Below are 20,857 nucleotides of genomic sequence, written 5' to 3' on the forward strand. Positions count from 1 at the left end.
GGGCCGTGCGCGACTACGGCCGCCGGATCGTCCCCTCCGCCGAGATGCGGGCGGCGTACGGGCCGAAGTCCTCCTCCGACACGCTGGAGACGAGGTCGATCGCCTCACCGCCCGGCTCGGGTGTGCCGGGCGCCACGATCCGGGTCGGGCGCAGGTGCCCGGACACATAGGTGCCGTCGGCGCGGAGCTCGACCTGGAGCACACCGCTGGTCGAGAGATTGCCACCGAGGCCGAGCACCTTGTAGCCGGTGAAGTTGCCCAGGCTGTAGGCGATCAGCCGCCCCTTGTAGAACTCCATGCCCCGCATCACATGCGGGCCGCTGCCCACGACGAGGTCGGCCCCGGCGTCGATCACCGCATGGCTGAACCGGTAGCTGTCGCCCCGGTCCTCGCCGAGGAAGTACTCGGTACCTGGTTCCACGTGGGTGCGGTCCGAGCCCTCCGCGCCGGCGTGCATCGTGACGATCACGACATCCGCCATCTTCGCGGCGCGGGCGGTGAGCCCTTTCGCGGCGGGGACGTCCGTCAGATCGTTCGCCCCTCGATCGGGGGCGAACCCGATCAGCGCGACCCGGATGCCGTGCACCCGCTGGATGGTGATCTGGCCGAGCCGCCCGGTGTAGCGCACGTTCGCGGAGCGCAGCGCGGCGAACGTCTCGCGCCGCCCCTCCGCGCCGAAGTCGTCGATGTGATTGTTCGCCGTGTTCATGACCGTGAAGCCGGCCTGCTTGAGCCAGTGGCTGTAGGACGGCGGGGCGTGGAAAGCGAAGCAGTTCGGCCCTTCGATGTACTCGCACTTGCTGGAGCCGCCGGTGGCGAGCGTGCCCTCCAGGTTCCCGACCACCACATCCCCTGTGAGCAGTTCTTCGACAGGGTCGAAGAACGAGGCACCGTCGTCCGGCGGCAGGCTGTCCGGCAGCGTGCCCATGACGACGTCCCCTACGGCAGCGATCCGCACGCTGCCCTTGGGGAGCGGTGCCGCCGGCGCACCGGACGCCGAGGCCCCGCTCCTCGGCACGGAGGTCGAGGCAGCACCGAGAGAGCCCGAATGCCCGGACCCGCCACGAAACGCACACCCCGTGACGACCACCACACCGGCCCCAACCGCGCAGAGGGCGAGCAGGAGGCGCCGTACCGACCTGCGCCGCGAACGCCGCTGCTGGGGGCACTGCCGACCGGACGTGATCACCGGATCATGCTACGAAGCGGGCATCCGCCCTTCATGGAGGGTCACCGGCGTGTTCCGCAACGTTCCCGTTCCCGCCCGGAGCCACCGCGGTCGGTGTCCCCACCAACCGCGGTCGGCTCCGCGGCCAGAGGTGGAACCCAAGCCGGATCCCGGCACAGCACTGTCAGCCGGCGAGCAGTGCTTCCACCGCCGAGACCGGATCCCACTCGGGGCCGAGGCCGGCCGGCCTCGCGGCCGGGGCCGCGAGGCGCACCAGGTCCGTGCCGTTGAGGAGGCCCGCCGTGAGTAGCCCGTCCAGCTGGGTGGACGGCGTGCAGTGGAAACGGCCGCCCAGACCGTGACGGGCCCGCTCCCGGGTGAGCCGCGCGCTGCCGGCAGAACGTCGGGGCCCGGTTCCGGCAGCAGCGTCACGTACCGCGCTCGTACCGGCGGCAGGGAGGCGACGAGGTCACGTGCGCGCGGTGCGCTCTGGGCACGCCGCAGCTTCCGGACGAGCTTGTCCGGCGCGATCTCGCGGTCGAGCCGGGCACGGAGGATGACACCGGGGGGCGGCGGACGCCAGGGCCTTCACATATACAGCGGCGGCGGGCCCCAGCACGTTCCGCCCCACGAGCCGCGCCAGCCGGTCGGCACCGCCGTACTCGAACACGCGCAGGCAGCCGACCAGTTGGTACCCGAGCCCAGACCGCGCGCCCGCTCTTTCGAGCAACTCATGTACGGGGCCGGGTTCGGCGGAACACAGCCACATCGGGCCGCCGGCCGGCCAGGTGGCGCCCCAGGCACGCCACTCGGCCGGCACCCGGGCGCCCAGGGGCGGCCGCCCGGCGCCGGGCCGCGACCGGGCCACGATCCGGTGGACGGCGGTCAGGAGAAGCCGGTGCCGCAGCAGGGCGAGATCGACGTCGAGATCGTCGAGGTCGATGAGGCGGTCCGAACCCCCGCACCGCTCCATCCAATGGGACTGGGCGGCGGGGACACGCAGCCTCCCGGTCGCGGCCCGAGAGCAGCCGGTCGAGGGTGACGCGCGGCGTACGGTCGTAGCGCAGCAGGCACGCGGCGAGCAGTCCGCGCCCGTCGGGACCGAGCCGGGGGCGTACGGTGTCGACCACCTCGGCGTCGGCGAGGCAGAGCAGAGTGCCCTCCGGCCAGGCGGTACCGGCGACGCCCAAACCCTTGATCCGTTGTGGAACGCGCGCCGGATTGGTCCGCGATCTTTTTTCACCCGATCAGGTCGCGGACCAATCCGCCGGGGCGGCCAGAACCGGATTCCCTGCGTGAGGGACGAAGAGAAGGATCAAAGAGGCCGATCAGGGCCGGCACGCCTGGCGCTGGGCGCGCTGAGCGGGGCGCTGGCCGGCTTCGCCGCGCTGGCGTCGGCCGAACTGGTCGCCGCGGCAGTGCGTCCGCAGTCCGGACCGGTCGTCGTGGTGGGCGGCGCGTCCATCGACGCGACGCCCGCGCCGGTCAAGGACTGGGCGATCCGCCACTTCGGCACCGACGACAAGCTCGTGCTCCAGCTCGGCATCCTGGCCGTACTGGCGGTGTCGGCTCTGGCGTTGGGTGTGCTGGCGGTGCGGTTCCGGCGGGCCGGAGCCGCCGGGATCCTTCTCTTCGGGGCCGTCGGGGCGGCGGCCGCCCTCAACCGTCCCGACTCCATCGGCATCACCGACGCGCTGCCCTCCGTCGTGGGGGCCGTCGCCGGGGCCCTGCTCCTGTACGGCCTGGTGGGGCGTCTGACTGTGCCCGCTCGATCGACGGCGCCGGAGTCCGGCGCCGAGAGCGAGGAAGCGGCAGAGGTCTCGCCCGCGCCCGAGCCATGGGACCGGCGGGGATTCGTCCTCGCGGCCGCTTCCGCCGCGGCCGCTTCCGCGGTGGCGGGTACGGTCGGCCGGTCACTGAACGGCACCCGCGGCCGGGACGCGGTCGCCTCGCGCGAGAAGGTCGTTCTCCCGCTGCCCGGCTCACCGGCGCGGCCGGTACCGAAGCGGGCCGGGCTGCGCGTCGCCGGGATCAGCCCCTTCGTCACCTCGAATCAGGACTTCTACCGGGTGGACACCGCCCTGGTGGTGCCCAAGGTGGACGCGAGCGGCTGGCGGATGCGTATCCACGGCAAGGGGGTGCGCTGTCCGGCCACCTACTCCTTCGACGACCTGCTGCGCAGGGAGCTGATCGAGCGGGACATCACCTTGACGTGCGTGTCGAACGAGGTGGGCGGCCCGTACGTGGGCAACGCCCGCTGGATCGGTGTCCGACTGGCCGACCTGCTCGCCGAGTGCGGCGTGATGCCGCCGTCCCGAGGCGGCCGAGCGGACCAACTGGTGGCCCGCTCGGTGGACGGCATGACCATCGGCAGCCCGGTCGAGGACCTGATGGACGGCCGGGACGCGTTGCTCGCGCTCGGCATGAACGGCGAGCCGCTGCCCTTCGAGCACGGCTTTCCGGTCCGGATGGTCGTCCCCGGTCTGTACGGCTTCGTGTCCGCCTGCAAGTGGATCAAGGACATCGAGCTCACCACCTTCGACTCCTACGACCCCTACTGGGTCAAGCGCGGCTGGGCCCGCAGGGCGCCGATCAAGACCGAGTCCCGTATCGACACCCCCAAGCCGTTCGCCCGGCCCAATGCCGGCCCGGTGATGGTCGCCGGGGTCGCCTGGGCCCAGCATCGGGGCATCGACAAGGTCGAGGTCCGTGTCGACGACGGCCCCTGGCGGGAAGCCCACCTGGCCGCCGAGTACACCCGCGACACATGGCGCCAGTGGTCGTTTCCCTGGCAGGCGACCAGCGGTGGCCACACGCTCGCCGTCCGTGCCACCGACCGCACCGGCACCGTGCAGACCGAGGAACGGACCCGCACGATCCCGGACGGTGCCAGTGGATGGCACTCCGTCGTCGTGACCGTCGACTGACCACCCGTCCCATGACCAGGGCCTCCGGCCCACCCCGAACCACCCTCCCGTAACACCCCCGACGCAGCAGAGCGCTGCACCGTTCAACAGGAGAAGATGATGAACACCCGTATCCGCCGTACCACCGGTCTCCTCGCCGCCGCCGCCGTGCTGCCCCTGGTCCTGACCGCCTGTTCCGGCAGCGGCAGTGACTCGGGCAAGTCCGACTCCTCCGACAAGGCGTCGGCGTCGGCCTCGGCGAGCGCGGGCGGCGGCGAGATGAGCGGCATGGACCAGCCCTTCGGCCCGGCCTGTTCGTCCGTGCCGAAGAACGGCGCCGGCTCCTTCAACGGCATGGCCAAGGACCCGGTGGCCACCGCCGCCTCCAACAACCCGGCCCTGTCCACGCTGGTGACCGCGGTGAAGAAGGCCGGTCTGGTCGACACCCTGAACAACGCCCAGAACATCACCGTGTTCGCGCCCACCAACGACGCCTTCGCCAAGATCCCGAAGGCCACCCTGGACAAGGTCCTCAACGACAAGGCCCAGCTGACGAAGATCCTCACCTACCACGTCGTCGGCCAGAAGCTCACGCCGAAGGACCTGGCGAACGGCTCCTTCGCCACGCTGGAGAAGTCGAAGCTGATGACCTCCGGCTCCGGCGAGTCCTACACGGTCAACGACTCCGCCAAGGTCGTCTGCGGCAACGTCAGGACCGCCAACGCCAATGTCTACATCATCGACACCGTCCTGATGCCCAAGAGCTGACACCACCGCGGGCCGAGGACGCGCGCCCGCCAGGTCGCCTCGACGGGAGCGACCTGCCGCCGCGCGTCCTTGCACCAGGGCACCCGCCGCTCGCCCGACCGGCCGGGCGCGGCCGGTGCCCTGCTCCCGGGCCGGTGCGCGAGCGGCGACGCCCGCGCACCGGCCCCGAGGAGTTCCTCATCCGTACGGGAGGCAGACGACACCATGGAACGACCGTCCCACGCGACGCCGCGCGAGCCGTCAGCCGACGCCAGAAGTCCGCGCCGTACGGCCGTCATCGGCAGCGGGGTGGCGGGGCTGACTGCCGCGCTCATCCTGGCCCGCGCCCACCACGTCACCCTCTACGAGGCCGACGGCCGACTGGGCGGCCACGCCCACACGCACGACCTGACCGCGCCGGACGGGCGCGCGCACCGCGTCGACTCCGGTTTCATCGTGCACAACCAGCGCACCTATCCGAACCTGCTCCGCCTCTTCTCCGAACTCGGCGTCATCACACAGGAGTCGGAGATGAGCATGTCGGTGCGGTGCGAGGGCTGCGGACTGGAGTACGCCGGTGCCCGCGGCCCCCGCGGACTGCTCGCCCAGCCGCGCAACGCCCTGCGCCTGCCGTACCTGCGGATGCTGGCCGAGGTGCCGCGCTTCCACCGGGCCGCCCGCGCCCTGCTTGCTCGGGACGCCGCCGACGACACGCTCACCCTCGGCGAGTTCCTCGACGCGGCGCGCTTCTCGCCGTACTTCCGGGCCCACTTCATGACGCCGGTGGTGTCCGCCGTGTGGTCCTGCGACGCGGAGGCCGCCCTGCGCTACCCGGCGGCCTACCTGTTCCGGTTCCTCGCCCACCACGGCATGCTCTCGGTGAGCGGGTCACCGGTGTGGCGGACCGTCACGGGCGGCTCCGGCAGGTACGTCGAACGGATCGCCGCCGCACTGCACGAGGTCCGCGCCGGCACCCCCGTACGGTCCGTGCTCCGGCACGCCGACGGCGTGGACGTGACCGCGGCGGACGGGAGTACCGCCGCCTACGACCACCTTGTCGTCGCCACCCATCCCGAGCAGGCGCTACGGCTCCTCGGGGACGCTACTCCGGCAGAGAAGGACGTCCTCGGCGCCTTCCGCTACTCCCGCAACTCCACCCTGCTGCACACCGACACCTCCCTACTCCCGCGGTCGAGCGGGGCCCGCGCCTCCTGGAACTACCTGATGCCCGACTGCAGGGCCGGCGCCGACCGGGTGCGGGTGAGCTACGACATGAACCGGCTTCAGCGACTCGACGCTCCGCGGACGTATGTCGTCACCCTCGGCGGCCAGGACCGGGTCGACCCCGCCCAGGTGCTGGCCCGTATGACCTACGAACACCCGGTGTACACCCCCGAGTCGGTCGCCGCCCAGCACCGGCTGCCCGAACTGAACACGGCCGTCACCGCGTTCGCGGGCGCCTACCACGGCTGGGGGTTCCACGAGGACGGCTGCCGTTCGGGCGTCGAGGCGGCCGCCGCGCTGGGGGTGAGGTGGTGACCGCTCCGTCCGCCGGGCCACCGGCGGCCCTGTACCCGTGCGTGATCATCCACCGGCGCCGCGCACCACAGCGCTACGCCCTACGGCACCGCACCTATCTGTGGCTGGTCGACCTGGACCACCTTCCCGAACTGCCGCGCCCGCTGGGACTGTTGGCTCACTTCAGCGCCCGTGACCACTTCACGGGACGGGCTCCGTCGATCAGGGCCGCGCTCGACGGCTTCCTGGACCAGCACGGCATCGACCCGCGTGGCTGCCGGGTGCTGATGCTCGCGCACGCCCGGATCCTCGGCCATGTCTTCAACCCGCTCACCCTGTACTGGTGCTACGCCCCCGACGGCACTGTGCGCTGCGTGGTGGCCGAGGTCCACAACACCTACGGCGGTCGCCACGCCTACCTGCTGCACTCCGACGCGACCGGAACCGCCTCCGTCGCCAAGGACTTCTACGTGTCGCCCTTCCATCCGATCGACGGCCACTACGAGATGCGGGTCCCGCCCCCCGGCGAGCTCCTGCATCTGTCGATACGGCTGCACCGGCCCGGCAGCCCGCCCTTCACGGCCGCGGTCCGCGGCACCCGCCGTGCGGCGACGGTGCCGGAACTGCTCCGCCTGTCCCTGCGCCACCCCTGGTCGACGCTCGCGGTGTCGGCCGCCATCCGCTTCCACGGTATCCGCCTGTTCCTGCGCGGCCTGCCGGTGCAGCCGCGCCCGGGCCGCCGTACCCCGGAGAGTGTGTCATGACCACGGTCGAAGACCGCCCCGCCGCCCGCCACCGAGCGAACGGCCCCCGAACCGCCCCCGTCGACGCCGACCGCTGGCCCGACGTGGCCGCCGTACCGCGGGCGTCCTGGCCAATGCGGGCCGTCACCGCGGCCGTACTGGAACGCGCCCTGCGGCAACTGCCCCTGTGCGTACGGTTCGCCGACGGCACCACCCTCGGCCTGGGCGGACCACTGATAGCGGTGCACGACCACCGGGCGTTCCACTCCCGCGTCGGCACCGGCGGGCTCATCGGCTTCGGCGAGTCCTACATGGCGGGGGAGTGGGACGCCCCGGACCTGGTCGGCGCGCTCACCGTCCTCGCCGCCCACGCGGCCGACCTGGTCCCGCCCGGACTACAGCGGCTGCGGGGCCTGTGGACGCAGCGCCAGCCGCACACGCAGCGCAACACCCCGGACGGGTCGCGGACCAACATCAGCCGTCACTACGACCTCTCCAACGACCTGTTCGCACTGTTCCTGGACGAGACGCTCAGCTATTCCTCCGCCGTCTTCCGCGGCTTCCCCGCCGACCGCTCGCTGCTGGCCGCGGCCCAGCAGCGCAAGGTCGACCGGCTGCTGGACCTGGCCGAGGTGCGCGAGGGCACCCGGCTGCTGGAGATCGGCACCGGCTGGGGCGAACTGGCACTGCGCGCCGCCGCCCGGGGCGCGCACGTCACCTCGCTCACCCTGTCGACGGAACAGCGGGAGCTGGCGCTGGCACGGGTACGCGAGGCCGGGTACGAGGACCGCGTCTCGATCGAACTGTGCGACTACCGCGAGGCACACGGCACCTACGACGCGGTCGTCAGCGTGGAGATGATCGAGGCCGTCGGCGCGGAGTTCTGGCCCGTCTACTTCCAAACCCTCGACGAGCGCCTGGCGCCCGGCGGCCGGCTGGCCCTCCAGGCGATCACCATGCCGCACGAGCGGATGCTGGCCAGCCGCGGCACCCACACCTGGATCCAGAAGTACGTCTTCCCCGGCGGCCTCATCCCCTCGACGACGGCCGTCGAGGAGGCGGTTCGCGACCACACCGGTCTCGCGCCGGCCGCCAGGGACGGCTTCGGCGCGCACTACGCCGAGACCCTGCGCCTGTGGCGGGAGCGGTTCACGGACCGCGCCGACGACGTCGACGCGCTCGGCTTCGACGAGACCTTCCGCCGCTTGTGGACCTTCTACCTGGCCTATTCCGAGGCGGGTTTCCGCTCCGGATACCTCGATGTCCAGCAGTACCTGTTCACGAAGGAGGACCCGGTCCGATGACCACCACGCGTACCCCGGTCCGCACCGGGGCCGCGCAGCGGCTCGCCGCCCTCGCCGAGGACGCGCTCGGCGGCCCGCTGCCCGTACGGCTGCGCGCCTGGGACGGCAGCGAGACCGGCCCGGTGGACGCCCCCGTGGTCGTCGTGCGCTCACCGCGCGCGCTGCGTCGCCTGCTGTGGCAGCCCGGTGAACTCGGCCTCGCCCAGGCGTACGTCACCGGCGAACTCGACGTGGAGGGCGACCTGGCCCAGGGCCTTCGCGCCCTGTGGACCGCCGCACGGGAGCGGGGCCTGCATCCGCCGAGGCTCTCGCCGGCCGACCGGGCCCGCATCATCGGCAAGGGCCTGCGCCTCGGCGCCCTCGGCCCGCGCCCGCCCGCCCCCGCCACCCAGGCACGGCTGCGCGGCGGCCTGCACAGCAAGGCCCGGGACCGGGCGGCGATCAGCCACCACTACGACCTGTCCAACGACTTCTACCGCCTGCTGCTCGACGACACCATGGCCTACTCCTGCGGCTACTGGCCCGAAGCGGACTCCGAGGCAGACCCGGCCGGCGCACAGCGTGCCAAGCTGGAGCTGGTCTGCCGCAAGCTCGGCCTCGTCCCCGGCGGCCGCCTGCTCGACATCGGCTGCGGCTGGGGCTCGCTGTCCCTGTACGCGGCCGAAGTGCACAAGGCACAGGTCACCGCCGTCACCCTGGCCCGGGAACAAGCCGCGTACGTGCGCGAACAGGTGCGGGAGCGACGGCTCGGGCACCGGGTCGAGGTGGTGTGCCAGGACTACCGGGACATCACCCGCTCCGCCTACGACGCCGTCGCCGCCATCGAGATGGGCGAGCACGTCGGCGACGACGAATACCCCGCGTTCGCCGCCACCCTGCACCGGTTGGTCCGCCCGCGCGGGCGCGTACTGGTCCAGCAGATGTCCCGGGGCACGCGCGCACCCGGGGGTGGCGCGTTCATCGAGGCGTACATCGCCCCCGACATGCACATGCGGCCGATCGGCGAGACCGTCGGGCTCCTGGAGACGGCCGGGCTGGAAGTCCGGTCGGTGGAGTCGCTGCGCGAGCACTACGTGCGCACCATCGACGCCTGGCACCGCACGCTGGAAGAGCGCCGGCAGGACGTCGTACGCCTGGTCGGCGAGGAGACGGCCCGCGTGTGGCGGCTGTACCTGGTCGGCGGGTCCCTTGCCTTCCGGGAGCGCCGGATGGGCGTGGACCAGATCCTGTGCGTCCGGCCCACCATCGACGGCGACAGCGGTCTGACGGCCGCCGAGACGGCCGGATGGTACCGGAACCTGGGGTCGGCATGAGCGCGTTTCCGTGGGGCGCCTTCGCGGTGAATCTCGGCTGGGCGGCGGCCTGCGCCCTGGTGGTCCTGTTCGCCACCTTCCTGCTCGCCCTGCGCAAGGGCGTGCACCGGATTGTCGACAGCGCGTGGGGAGCCGCCTTCGCCGCGCTCGCCCTGCTGACCTACGGCCTGTCGGCGGGCACCGGCGACGGGGCTCGGCGCGCGCTCGTCGTGCTGCTGACGGTCCTATGGGGGCTGCGGCTGGCGGTGCACATCGCGTACCGCGGCCGCGGGCACGGCGAGGACCCCCGTTACGAGGACCTGCTGTCACGCGCACCGGGCAGCCGCCCCCTGTACGCCCTGCGGACGATCTACCTGCTTCAGGCCGGGCTGGTCTGGCTGGTCTCGCTGCCGGTACAGGCGGCGGCGTACGCGCCCGGACCGCTGTCCGGTCCGGCCTGGGCCGGCACGGCGCTCTGGGCGCTCGGGATGTTCTTCGAGACCGTCGGGGACACGCAGTTGGCCCGGTTCAAGGCCGACCCGGCGAACCGGGGTCGGATCATGGACCAGGGGTTGTGGCGGCTGACCCGGCACCCGAACTACTTCGGGGACTTCTGCGTCTGGTGGGGGCTGTTCCTGGTCGCCTGCGACGGCGGAGCCGCCCCCGCCGCCGTGTCCGTCGTCTCGCCCCTGGTCATGAGCCTGCTGCTGATCAAGGGCAGCGGAAAGCGGCTGCTGGAGCGGCGCATGGGGGGCAGGCCGGGCTGGACCGAGTACGCCGCGCGCACCAGCGGCTTCTTCCCACGGCCGCCCCGTCGGCGCCCTTGAGCGAGGACACGGCCCCGACACCGGCGAACAGGTGCCGGGGGCCGCTTTCCTGACCCCCGGCACCGTGCGCCGGCCGACGTACGCGTCGACGGTTCAGGACGGGATCTCCAGCAGGCCGATGGGCGCACTGGTCGGTCGGGGCGAGCCACCGGCCGGCTCCACGGTGATCCCGACACCGGAGGCGCCGTCCACCCCGCCCCGCATCAGCACGGTCTGACTGGCGCGGTCAGGGTTCATGAGCCCGGCCGGACGCATCTTTCCGTCGACGGCGAACCACAACTGGTAGACCTTGCCCCGGGGCGGCTCTGCCATGTTCGAGGTCACGAACACGGCCCGGTCGCGCCGGGCCGAGACCACCACGGTGCCCGTACCGCCCGCCACCCGCGCCGAACGTGTCTTCGCGTCCGGTGCGGCCAGCACCCCCGTGATCTCCTCCGCGTGCCGTTCGGCCGAGGCCGCCTGGTGCCGGGCGTCCTGGGCACGCTCGTACTGCCATGCGGCGGTTCCGCCGAACGCGGCCGCGACGGCCACACTGGCGGCCAGCGCCCAGCGAGTCAGCCGCCGTCCACGCCGTACGCCGCGGCGTACCCGTTCCGAGGGCGCGGTGCCGGGCGGCACCTGCCGTACGGAGGTGACGCGGGTGAGGACCTGCTCCCGCATGCCGGGGCGCGGGCGCACCGTGGCGGCCAGGGCCAGGCGTCCGGCGGTGGCCGTGAACTCCGCGACCTCCTGCGCGCAGGCGGGGCAGTCGGCCAGATGACGCTCGAAGGCGGCACGCTCCTCGTCCTCCAGCGCGTGCACCGCGTAGGCACCGGTCAGAGCGTGCGGATCGGTCGTGGTCATGCCGTCACCCCCAGGCAGTCCCGGAGCCGGATGAGCCCGTCGCGCAGGCGGGTCTTCACCGTGCCGAGCGGCAACGCGAGTGCTTCGGCGACCTCACGGTAGGTCAGGCCGCGGTAGTAGGCCAAGGTGACCGACTGACGCTGGAGTTCGGTCAGGGTGCGCAGACAGCGCCGCACCTGTTCCCGCTCCAGCCGGCTCTCGACCTGCTCGGTCACCTCGTCGTACGCGGGCTGATGGTCGAGCAGCGCGGCCCTGGTGTCACGGGCGGCTGCCGCCTCCACCGACCGGACCCGGTCCACGGCCCGCCGGTGGGCGAGGGTGAGGATCCAGTTGAGGGCACTGCCGCGCTCGGGCTGATAGCGAGGGGCCGTGCGCCACACCTCCACCAGCACGTCCTGCGCCACCTCCTCCGACTGCGCCCGATCGCGCAGAACCGCCCGGGCGACCCCGAGGACGGAGCCGGCGACGGTGTCATAGACCGCCGCGAAAGCCTCTTGGTCCCCCAGCGCCACCTCGTGCAGCAGGCGCTGCAGGTCGGGCTTCCTCGAGGGGTTGGTGCTGATATGTACTGGTTCTTTCACAGCGGCTCTCTCCCGTGGCCGTCGCAGAGCGGGTCATCATGTGTAATCCGGGGCCACGAGAGCTGCGGATTGCCCCGTGCGAAAGTGCATAGTCTGGCACTGGTCAGGCACCGGCACGCATCAGGAGAAGAGCATGTCCGCACGTCTCAACGAATACGGTCAACCCGTCGGCGACCTCGTGCCCGACTGGACGGCGCGTCCCGCGCCCGCCCGGGTCGCCCTCGAGGGCCGCCTCTGCCGGGTGGAGCCCCTGGACGCGGACCGGCACGCCGACGACCTGTACGCCGCCTACTCCCTTGCGGAGGACGGTGCGGACTGGACGTACATGTCGGTCGGTCCTTTCGACACCCCCGCCGACTACCGCGCCTACGTGACCAGGGTGACCCAGGTGGACGACCCCCTTCCGTACGCGGTCGTCGACCTTCGCACCGGCAAGGCGGTGGGCACCCTCTCCCTGATGCGCCAGGATCCGTCCAACGGGGTCGTCGAGGTCGGCAGCGTGGCCTTCTCGCCTCTGCTGAAGGGGACTCCGGTGTCCACGGAGGCCCAGTTCCTGCTCATGTCCTACGTCTTCGACGAACTCGGCTACCGTCGCTACGAGTGGAAGTGCGACAGTCTCAACGCGCCCTCGCGGAAGGCGGCTCTACGGCTGGGCTTCACCTTCGAGGGGATCTTCCGCCGGGCCGTCGTCTACAAGGGGCGTAGTCGCGACACCGCGTGGTACTCCATCGTCGACTCCGAGTGGCCGCACGTCGGCAAGGCGTTGCGGGAGTGGCTCTCGCCCGACAACTTCGACACGGAAGGCCGACAGCAGCGGTCCCTGTCCGCCGTCCGCGCCGCCGACGAGAACCCGGGTCGCTGACGAACCGACAGGGCTTGCCGCACGTCCGGCGACAGTGGTGGTCGGTCCGGAGTCCCCATCAGATTTCCGTAATGCGGTTAGATGCTTCCGTACAATGGATGATGCAGGCAAGGAGGTTCCATGCAGGATCTCGGAGCTTTGGACCCGATCACCGCGTCCACGAACCGGTTCGTCGCCACCGTCGTCTCCCTCACCGACGCTCAGGTCGCGGGCGAGACGCTCGTACCCCCATGGACCCGCGGCCACGTCATCACCCATGTGGCACGCGCCACGGACAGCATCTGCCGACTGCTCGCCTGGGCGCGCACCGGTGTGGAAACGCCGCAGTACGCGAGCATGGACGCCCGTGCCGCCGAGATCGAGGCCGGGGCCCGGCGGCCGGTCGCTGATCTGGTCGCCGACGTCCGCGATACCGCCGCCCGCTTCGAGAAGGCGGTGCGGACCCTGCCCTCGGCGGCCTGGCACACCGAAGTGCGGATGCGCACCGGGGAGTTGCGTACGCCGGCGACCCTGATCCTCGCCCGGCTGCGCGAACTGGAGATCCACCACGCCGACCTGGACGCCGGTTACGGCTTCTCGGACATACCGGTCGACGCCGCGCGATGGATCATCGACGACATCGTCGAGGCGCTCGCCCGGCGACCGGAGACTCCCGCGCTGCGTCTGGAGACGACCGACACCGGCCTCGTCCACGCCCTGGGGGTCGACGGCCCCACGGTCAGGGGGCGGCAGGCGGACATCCTGGCCTGGCTCAGCGGCCGTTCCCCCGGCACGGCGCTCACCGCCTCCGGCGCCGACGAGGTTCCTGCGGCGCCCTTCTGGATCTGACGGGCGCGGCCGTGCCGCGCCGGCTGGAGGATCAGGTCTCGGTGACCCGGTGACCCGGTGACCCGGTGAGCCGGACCCGTACACCCGCTCCACCCTGGTCTGGACCAACCCCTTGCCCCTTGCCCTCCGGCCCCGCAAGCTCCCCTCATGGAGCTGGAGTTGCGGCATCTGAAGACCATCCGGGCCATCGCGGAGGCGGGCAGCCTGACCAGGGCGGCGACTGTCCTCGGGCTCGCGCAGCCCGCCCTCAGCGCACAGCTGAGACGCATCGAACGGGCTCTGGGCGGCGCCCTGTTCGAGCGCGGCCGACACGGCGTACGGACCACGGCCCTCGGTGAGCTGGTCCTGGAGCGCACGCGCATCGTGCTGCCCGCCGTGAGCGAACTCCAGCGGGAGGCCGCCCGGTTCGCCCGGAGCCAGGGGGAGGGGGAGGGGGAGCGGCTGCGGCTCGGCGGGACGCACGGGCCGTTGCTGGGCGCGCTGGTGGACCGGCTGGCCGACGCCGCGCCCGGCACCGCCGTGACCACCTGTGCCTCCTGGTCGGAGCGGGAACTCGCGGAGATGCTGAAGGAGGGGCGCCTGGACTTCGCGCTGTCCGGCACCTGCGGTTCCGCCCCGCCGCCCGACTCTCCCCACCTCGCCTGGGAGTTGATCGCCGTCGACCCGGTCTTCGTGATGCTCGCCGACGGCCACCGGCTGGCCCACGGACGGGAGATCGAGCTGGCCGCGCTCGCGGACGAGCAGTGGGCGTGTGTCCCCGGCGACGGCTGTTTCGCGGACTGCTTCACCGCGGCCTGCGCCCGGGCCGGGTTCACGCCCCGGCGCATGTACGAGACGGACACCGCTTCCTGTGTGCACCTGGTACAAGTGGGCCGGGCGGTGGGCCTGTGCCGGGCCACGTTTCCGCCGACGCCGGGACTCGCCATCCGTCCGCTCACCGGCACGCCCCTGATGTGGCGCCACCTGCTGGGCTGGCACCCCGCCGGACAGCGGTCGGGCACCGCGGCCACGGTGCTGGCCCAGGCCCGGGAGGCGCACGCGGGCGCGGCGGCGCGCAGTGACAGCTACGCGTACTGGCTCGCGGAGCGGCGATCGACTCCGGCAGGCGGTCTCGCACCCGTGACGGCTCCCGCCGCGGGTTCCATACCGCCCGGGCAGGGGGTCGGTTGACGTCTTACGGGCCGCGGCCGGTCCTCTCTACGGTTTCGGCACCCCACCGAATCCGAGGAGAGACCTCCCCATGCTCCAACGAAACCTCAGAGCCGCCTGTGCCGCCGTGGCGGCGGCGGGCGCCCTGCTCGTGACCGGGCTCAGCGGCTCCGCGAGCGCCCAGCCGTCCCCTCCCTCCGCCCCGCCGACCGCGACCGACAGCCTCCGTACCGCCGCCGCGCCGCCCGGCCTCCTCACCGCGCTCCAACGGGACCTCGGCCTGAACCGGCAGCAGGCGGACCGCCGACTGGCCAACGAGGCCGAGGCGGGCGCCACCGCGGGCCGGCTGCGCGCCGCCGTGGGCGCGCACTTCGCGGGCGCCTGGGTGAGCGGCACCGTGTCGGACAAACTGACCGTCGCCACGACCGACCCGGCCGACGCGCGAGCCATCCAGGCGCGGGGCGCCGACGCGGTCGTCGTGCACCACTCCCTGGCCGCGCTGGACGCGGCCAAGGCGCGCGTGGACCGGGCCGCCGCCCACCACGGCACCACCGACACTCCGGTCTGGTACGTCGACGTGCGCACCAACGCGCTGGTTGTCCAGGCGATACGGCCTTCCGCCGCACGCTCCCTGCTGGCCGCGGCCGGCGTCGACGCCTCCCTCGCCCGCATCGTGAAGTCCGCCGAACGTCCGCGCCCGCTCGCCGACCTGCGGGGCGGGGACGCCTACTACATCGACAACAGCGCCCGCTGCTCGATCGGCTTCCCGGTGACCCGGGGCACCCAGCAGGGCTTCGCCACGGCCGGGCACTGCGGGCACGCCGGGAGCACCACCACCGGCTTCGACCAGACCGCGCAGGGGACGTTCCAGGCGTCGATCTTCCCCGGCAACGACATGGCCTGGGTGGCCACGAACGCCAACTGGCGGGCGACACCGTACGTCAATGGTTCCAGTGCGCAGGTCGCGGGTTCCGTGCAGGCCACGGTGGGCTCCTCCGTGTGCCGTTCGGGATCCACGACCGGCTGGCACTGCGGCACGGTGCAGCAGCTCAACACCAGCGTGACGTACCAGGAGGGCACCGTCGCCGGTGTCACCCGCACCTCGGTGTGCGCCGAACCGGGCGACTCGGGCGGCTCGTTCATCTCCGGCAGCCAGGCACAGGGGGTCACCTCGGGCGGCTCGGGCGACTGCACGAGTGGCGGTCCGACCTTCTTCTATCCGATCAACCCCATCCTCCAGAACTACGGCCTCACCCTGACCACCGTCGCGTCCGGCCCGGGAGACCCCGGCGGCCCCGGTGATCCCGGCGGCACGTGGTCGGCGGGCACCGTCTACCAGGCGGGCGACACGGTGACGTACGGCGGTGCCACCTACCGCTGCCTCCAGGCCCACCAGGCCCAGCAGGGCTGGGAGCCGCCGAACACACCGGCGCTGTGGCAGCGGGTGTGAGCGGCTGACCGCAGGCCCCTCGTACCGCGCGGGGACTCGGCAATATCGGTCCCGCGCTCGATCAGCCCCTCTCAGCCGCGTGCCGCGCGGCGCAGGTGGTGGCGGACCGCCCGCTGGGCGACCGGGCCCAGGGTGTCCAGGGCCGCGACCAGCGCGCCCAGTTGTTCGAGCGCGGTCAGTGCCGCGTGCGCGCCCGCCTCGTCCACGCCCTCGTACAGCTCGATGCCGACGAACGATGCCGCCACCGCGCGGGCGAGACCGGCCGGGTCGGCGAACTCGTTGACCGGGGTCGAGGCGAGCACCCTGCGCAGCACCTGCTCGATCTCGGCGATCCACAGGTCGAGGCCGGCGGTCGTGGCCGGGCCGAGGGTGGCGTGGGTCTGCGCGCCGGCCAGCAGCTGTCCGAGGAGGGCGACATGGCCGCCGGCCCGTTCCTGTTCGTGGATCTCCCGGCCGACCGCGAGCAGTTCGGACAGGGAGGCGACCGCGGCGAGCCGGGTGCGGTACTTCGCCACGGTCGTCTCGGCGCCGTAACGGCAGGCGGCGGCGAGCAGTTCGTCCACGGAGCCGAAATGGTAGAAGATCAGCGCCTGGTTGACGCCGGCCGCCGCGGCGACCGTACGGGCGGAGGCCTTGGCGATGCCGTGCTCGGTGAGCGTACGCAGCGCGCCCTTAAGGAGCTTGGTCTTCGTCTCCTGGGACTTCGCCGTCTCCGGGCTCATGCGCGCGCCTCCTCCCGCACCGGGCGCAGTCCCGGCCGCGTCCCGCGGGAGACGGCGTCCGTGTACGACACCGTGAAGGAACCCTCGTAGCCGAAGAGCGGCCCGAAGCGGCGGTTCACCACCCTCACCCGGACCCGGAAGCGTCCGGTGATGTCGTCGAAGGACTCGCGCACCTCGGCCGTGGCGCCGATGAGTTCCGGTACGCGCACATCCACCGGGCCCTCCCGGAAGCGGTGCTCGCCGGAGCGGATGAGCAGCGAGCCGTCCGGCTCGGCCGCGAAGTGCAGTTCGCTGGCGAGGTGTTGATGCGTGCCGAGATAGTCGAGGATCCGGTCGCCCTTGGGACTGAGCACCATCTGCGCGTCGAAGCGGCGGGGGCCGCCGGGCAGGTCGAAGGTGCGCACGAAGCTCACCGTCTCACGGCCGAAGGTGTCGGTGTACGGGACGTTCTCGATCAGGAACGGGATGTCGCGGCCGGCCCGCGGGACAAGGATGTTGCGGGTGGCGCCGAGGGCGAGGAACGGCTTCACGTACGCCGGGCCGTGCCAGATCCGGTCCATGACGCCCCGCCCGGTGCAGGCCTCCCCGCTCGCCAGGCCCACCGAGAAACGGCGCCGCAACTCTGGGTGGAGACGGTCGAAGCCGTCGCCGAGCACGGTGTGGAACATCGAAGGGGGCGTGGTCATCCGTGCTTCTCCAGGGTGTGCAGGACGCGGGGGGCCCGGGCCGTCCGGTCCGCCGGGGCGCGCAGGCACCGGCGGGCGGCGGGGGTGCAGGTGCGAGGGGCCTTGAAGAGGGCGAGCGACATCACGACGACCAGCAGGAGCGGGTAGAGGTAGGCCACGTCGGCCCCGAACCGTCCGAAGACGCTCATGGCGGACCCCAGCCCCAGGCCGGTCAGGCACCCGGTGAACAGCATTGCCCGGACCGCCAGTTCGGCCAGCCAGTTGGTCCGGGCCCGCTCGGGGCCGATGTCCCGCTCCAGCCACAGCCGCAGCCGGTCGAAGGACCAGGCGGTCGCCCAGCCCATCAGGGGGCGGAACACGAGCCGGTCGGCGAGCGCGCCGAGGACGCCCCAGCGGGGCTGGTAGTCGTAGCCGGTGAGGAAGCGCACGCCGTGCGCGTCGGGCACGTAGCGCCAGTAGCCGCTGCCGCGGGCGAGCGGGCAGAGCGGGTGCGGGGAGGCGAAGCGCAGGGCGGAGGTACGGGTGCCGTCGGGACGCTCCCGTTCGCCGGCGGCGACCCCGGTACCGGAGACCGTGAGGAGGGCCAGGACGCGTACGGCGTAACGGAAGCGCTGGGGCTCGCCCTCGGTGCGCGGAAGGTAGTCGATCTCCGAGAACCGCAGGTCCCAGCGCCGGTGCTGGGCGGGGTCCTGAGTGCGCGACCAGAGTTCGTCCATGTCGGCGCGGATATGTGCTTCTACGTAGAGACCCATGGCGTTCCCCCACGTCCCATCGGTGTTTGAGCGATCGCTCAAACCATCCGAGAGGGAAAGTACACCCTTTTGAGCGAACGCTCAAAGCCTGGGATCGGACGGCCCCGGTTCCAGGAACTGCCCGACTCGGGGCCGTCCCGGCGAACGCCTCCGCCGTCCGTTCCTCGACTCCTCGACCTGCCCCCCGGCGCGCACATCGATGAGGCGGACCGGCCCCGCTCAGCGGCTGGTGAGCAGGAGTCGGCTCGATCCGTCGGGCAGGCCGACGACACCGACCTGATCTCCCGCGAAGGTCCCGGCGCCGCGGAGCCCGGCGACCGCCCGGAAGGGCGTCCACTTCCCGTCCCGGTCCCGGACGGCGTGGTACACGTTGCCGTCCAGTCCGACGGCGACCAGCTGGCTGTCCCCGTCGGGCAGGCCCGCGACGGCGACCGCCGAGGCCCCCATCGGACCGCCCGCCGGCCCGGCGGGACTGTCCCAGCCGGTCCAACTACCGTCCGCCCGGTGGACGTTGTGCCAGACGTTCCCGTCGAGGCCGATGGCGGCGATCTGGCTGTCCCCGTCGGGCAGGGCGGCGATGGACAGGGCGGGTCCGGCGAAGTCCGGCGCGCCGACCCCGGAGACGGTCGACCAGCCGCTCCAGCCACCGTCGGCGGCGCGGGTGTCCAGCCGCATCCGGCCGTCCGCGCCGTAGACCAGGACCTGGGAGGAGCCGTTCGGCATACCGGCGATCGCGACCTTGGTGGCCTTCGCCAGCCCCGAGTCGTCGCCCGCCATCGCGGCCCAGCCCTGCCAGGAACCGTCGGCGTGACGGATGTTGTGGTAGGCGTATCCGCCCTGGCCGATGGCCGTGATCTGGGAGTCGCCGTTCGGCATGCCCGTGATCGCGATGTCCTTCGCCGCGAACCCGGTCTTGTTGTCGTCCGCCGCCGGCAGGGCCTGCCAGCCCTGCCAACCACCGTCCGCGCGGCGGACGTTGAGCCAGACATTGCCGTCGAGCCCGATGCCCAGCACCTGGACACTTCCGTCGGGCAGAGCGGCGACGGCCTCCCGGCTCCCCGCGAACCGGAACGCGTCGCCCGCACCCGCCAGGGGGCTCGGCGCGGTCCATGTACCGGCCGCCGTACGGGCCATGTCGTAGAACGTGTGCGAAGTGATCGGCTGCGGAAGGTTCTTGGCGATGATCTCCCGCTCCAGATCTCCGGATCCGACCCCGTTGCGGTTCTGGTTCGCATCGTCGTGCATGACGATGTTCATGTTGTCCGTGACGTTGGTGTTGTTCCAGGAGGTCCGGAGCTTCGCGAGCAACTGCCGGTTCAGTTCGTCCTCAAGACTGAGCAGGAAGTTGTCCGCCTTCCAGGCGGAGGTGAGCTTGAGCGCAGCCAGGATCTGGGTGATCGCCGCATCCGGTATGGAGTCGGTGGGATCGATGATGCCCTGCTGCACGAAGAACTTGTCCGCCGCGGTGCCCGGCGCACGTCCCAGTACCTCGTCCCCTCGCTTGAGCACCGCGTCGAAGGTCTTCTGCGACAGCTTCGGGTCGAGGGCCGCCTTCAGGATGTCCTGCCATGCGGTGCTCACCCCGACGTAACTGCCCCGGTAGTCCTGCACGTCCGGCTGGTGCCAGGCCCAGGGGTACGCCGTGCTGTCCGTGTCGTCGACGATGACGACGTGCCTGCCCGCGGCCATGAACTGGTCGTACGTCGACGTCGGACGCAACGAGGCGTCGGCGATGGCCGGATGGCCCGCGCCGCCGCCCACCAGATCACCCAGCTCGGTGATGGCCTCGCGCCGGTCCTGCTGGAGCGTCGCCGCGGGACCGGTGGCGGTGACCCGCAGGATCACGATCTCCTTGGGATGCGCCCGGATCCAGTCCGCGACCTCCCGCGCCTGACCCGGGATCACACCGCCCTTGCCGTCGGGCGCGTCGAAGAACAGCCGCCCCAGCGGTCCGCCGTGATAGCTGTACCACTTGCCGTCCTGCTTGCACAGGCGCAGATCGAGATAGCGCGAGCCGCCGTCCAACTGCTGGACCAGGGAACCGCTCTGGGTGCGGGACATGCTCGCCGCCAGCGCCGGCCACTTGCGGGCGGTGCCGACCGTGTCACCGGCGTCGCACATCCCGCTGTCGCCGGTGATTCCCGCGGTGCCCGCGTCATGGCTGCCGGGGATCACGACCTGGTTCATCGGGCGATCGCCGATGGTGCCGTGCAGTTGGTCCATCCACGAGCCCAGCGCGATGTCCGCGGGTGCGGGAGCGGCCGTACGGTCCGTCGCCGTCGCCGTCGCCGTTGCCGTGCTCGCCGCCGCCGGGACCACCGTCACGGCCCCCACCGCCATCACCAACGTGGTGACGGCCAGTCTTCGCTTCACTGTCCTGCCGCGCGTGCCCATGCGCATGTCCCTTCGGTCTCGGATGTGCGGCACGGTTCTACGGGGAACTCGCGCTCGGCTCACCCCTGCCGAGCGGAGAGCCACG

The 20,857-nt window shown here is 72.2% G+C and carries 18 protein-coding genes; 11 read left to right on the plus strand and 7 right to left on the minus strand.

Annotation, left to right across the window (positions count from 1 at the left end; translation table 11 throughout):
* Positions 1 to 13: 13 nt before the first annotated feature.
* On the minus strand, positions 14 to 1,189 hold the full coding sequence (locus tag HEP81_RS37765) for a CapA family protein (RefSeq protein WP_338058762.1): 1,176 nt from the start codon (positions 1,187 to 1,189) through the stop codon (positions 14 to 16).
* Between the two features lie 1,274 nt (positions 1,190 to 2,463).
* On the opposite strand from HEP81_RS37765, the gene HEP81_RS37770 reads away from it, so the two are divergent.
* From HEP81_RS37770 to HEP81_RS37800, 7 genes are all read left to right on the plus strand, one after another.
* Positions 2,464 to 4,095 (plus strand): molybdopterin-dependent oxidoreductase, encoded by a 1,632-nt coding sequence (locus tag HEP81_RS37770; protein WP_037658959.1) that lies wholly within the window; start codon positions 2,464 to 2,466, stop codon positions 4,093 to 4,095.
* Positions 4,096 to 4,194: 99 nt separating this feature from the next.
* On the plus strand, positions 4,195 to 4,842 hold the full coding sequence (locus HEP81_RS37775; RefSeq protein WP_037658957.1) for a fasciclin domain-containing protein: 648 nt from the start codon (positions 4,195 to 4,197) through the stop codon (positions 4,840 to 4,842).
* 204 nt (positions 4,843 to 5,046) lie between these two features.
* The gene (locus HEP81_RS37780; RefSeq protein WP_051850371.1) at positions 5,047 to 6,360 is read left to right on the plus strand and encodes an NAD(P)/FAD-dependent oxidoreductase; all 1,314 of its coding nucleotides are present in this window, start codon (positions 5,047 to 5,049) and stop codon (positions 6,358 to 6,360) included.
* Positions 6,354 to 7,103: a DUF1365 domain-containing protein gene (locus tag HEP81_RS37785; RefSeq protein ID WP_106979985.1), complete on the plus strand. Its 750-nt coding sequence runs from the start codon at positions 6,354 to 6,356 to the stop codon at positions 7,101 to 7,103. The genes HEP81_RS37780 and HEP81_RS37785 overlap by 7 nt, the downstream gene beginning before the upstream one ends.
* A complete protein-coding gene (locus HEP81_RS37790) occupies positions 7,100 to 8,386 on the plus strand; it encodes an SAM-dependent methyltransferase (protein WP_037658953.1) in 1,287 nt (428 codons plus the stop codon). Before HEP81_RS37785 ends, HEP81_RS37790 begins: the two co-directional genes overlap by 4 nt.
* Positions 8,383 to 9,699: an SAM-dependent methyltransferase gene (locus tag HEP81_RS37795; protein WP_037658951.1), complete on the plus strand. Its 1,317-nt coding sequence runs from the start codon at positions 8,383 to 8,385 to the stop codon at positions 9,697 to 9,699. Before HEP81_RS37790 ends, HEP81_RS37795 begins: the two co-directional genes overlap by 4 nt.
* Positions 9,696 to 10,505, plus strand: a complete 810-nt coding sequence (locus HEP81_RS37800; RefSeq protein WP_037658949.1) for a DUF1295 domain-containing protein — start codon at positions 9,696 to 9,698, stop codon at positions 10,503 to 10,505. The genes HEP81_RS37795 and HEP81_RS37800 overlap by 4 nt, the downstream gene beginning before the upstream one ends.
* A 93-nt stretch (positions 10,506 to 10,598) precedes the next feature.
* Here HEP81_RS37800 and HEP81_RS37805 read toward each other — a convergent pair whose 3' ends face one another.
* Together HEP81_RS37805 and HEP81_RS37810 are read right to left on the minus strand one after the other, a co-directional pair.
* On the minus strand, positions 10,599 to 11,348 hold the full coding sequence (locus HEP81_RS37805) for an anti-sigma factor (protein ID WP_037658947.1): 750 nt from the start codon (positions 11,346 to 11,348) through the stop codon (positions 10,599 to 10,601).
* The gene (locus HEP81_RS37810; protein WP_037658946.1) at positions 11,345 to 11,929 is read right to left on the minus strand and encodes a sigma-70 family RNA polymerase sigma factor; all 585 of its coding nucleotides are present in this window, start codon (positions 11,927 to 11,929) and stop codon (positions 11,345 to 11,347) included. Before HEP81_RS37810 ends, HEP81_RS37805 begins: the two co-directional genes overlap by 4 nt.
* A 133-nt stretch (positions 11,930 to 12,062) precedes the next feature.
* On the opposite strand from HEP81_RS37810, the gene HEP81_RS37815 reads away from it, so the two are divergent.
* The 4 genes from HEP81_RS37815 (at position 12,063) to HEP81_RS37830 (ending at position 16,218) form a co-directional block, all read left to right on the plus strand.
* Entirely contained in the window at positions 12,063 to 12,791 is a 729-nt protein-coding gene (locus HEP81_RS37815; protein ID WP_037658945.1) for a GNAT family N-acetyltransferase, read from the plus strand.
* Between the two features lie 120 nt (positions 12,792 to 12,911).
* Entirely contained in the window at positions 12,912 to 13,619 is a 708-nt protein-coding gene (locus tag HEP81_RS37820; RefSeq protein ID WP_051850369.1) for a maleylpyruvate isomerase family mycothiol-dependent enzyme, read from the plus strand.
* Between the two features lie 147 nt (positions 13,620 to 13,766).
* Complete coding sequence (locus tag HEP81_RS37825) at positions 13,767 to 14,789, plus strand: LysR family transcriptional regulator (RefSeq protein ID WP_037658944.1); 1,023 nt, start codon at positions 13,767 to 13,769, stop codon at positions 14,787 to 14,789.
* 70 nt (positions 14,790 to 14,859) lie between these two features.
* Positions 14,860 to 16,218: a carbohydrate-binding protein gene (locus tag HEP81_RS37830; RefSeq protein ID WP_051850367.1), complete on the plus strand. Its 1,359-nt coding sequence runs from the start codon at positions 14,860 to 14,862 to the stop codon at positions 16,216 to 16,218.
* A gap of 71 nt (positions 16,219 to 16,289) precedes the next feature.
* On the opposite strand, the gene HEP81_RS37835 is transcribed toward HEP81_RS37830, so the two are convergent.
* The 4 genes from HEP81_RS37835 to HEP81_RS37850 all read right to left on the minus strand — a co-directional run bounded on the left by HEP81_RS37835 (position 16,290) and on the right by HEP81_RS37850 (position 20,778).
* Positions 16,290 to 16,940: a TetR family transcriptional regulator gene (locus tag HEP81_RS37835; protein ID WP_037658939.1), complete on the minus strand. Its 651-nt coding sequence runs from the start codon at positions 16,938 to 16,940 to the stop codon at positions 16,290 to 16,292.
* Entirely contained in the window at positions 16,937 to 17,626 is a 690-nt protein-coding gene (locus HEP81_RS37840) for a DUF4166 domain-containing protein (protein ID WP_037658938.1), read from the minus strand. Before HEP81_RS37840 ends, HEP81_RS37835 begins: the two co-directional genes overlap by 4 nt.
* A complete protein-coding gene (locus HEP81_RS37845; protein ID WP_037658937.1) occupies positions 17,623 to 18,378 on the minus strand; it encodes a hypothetical protein in 756 nt (251 codons plus the stop codon). The genes HEP81_RS37840 and HEP81_RS37845 overlap by 4 nt, the downstream gene beginning before the upstream one ends.
* A 219-nt stretch (positions 18,379 to 18,597) precedes the next feature.
* Positions 18,598 to 20,778: a hypothetical protein gene (locus tag HEP81_RS37850; protein ID WP_167739861.1), complete on the minus strand. Its 2,181-nt coding sequence runs from the start codon at positions 20,776 to 20,778 to the stop codon at positions 18,598 to 18,600.
* Between the last annotated feature and the right edge of the window lie 79 nt (positions 20,779 to 20,857).

The organism is Streptomyces griseofuscus (assembly GCF_014673495.1).
GTDB lineage: Bacteria > Actinomycetota > Actinomycetes > Streptomycetales > Streptomycetaceae > Streptomyces > Streptomyces murinus.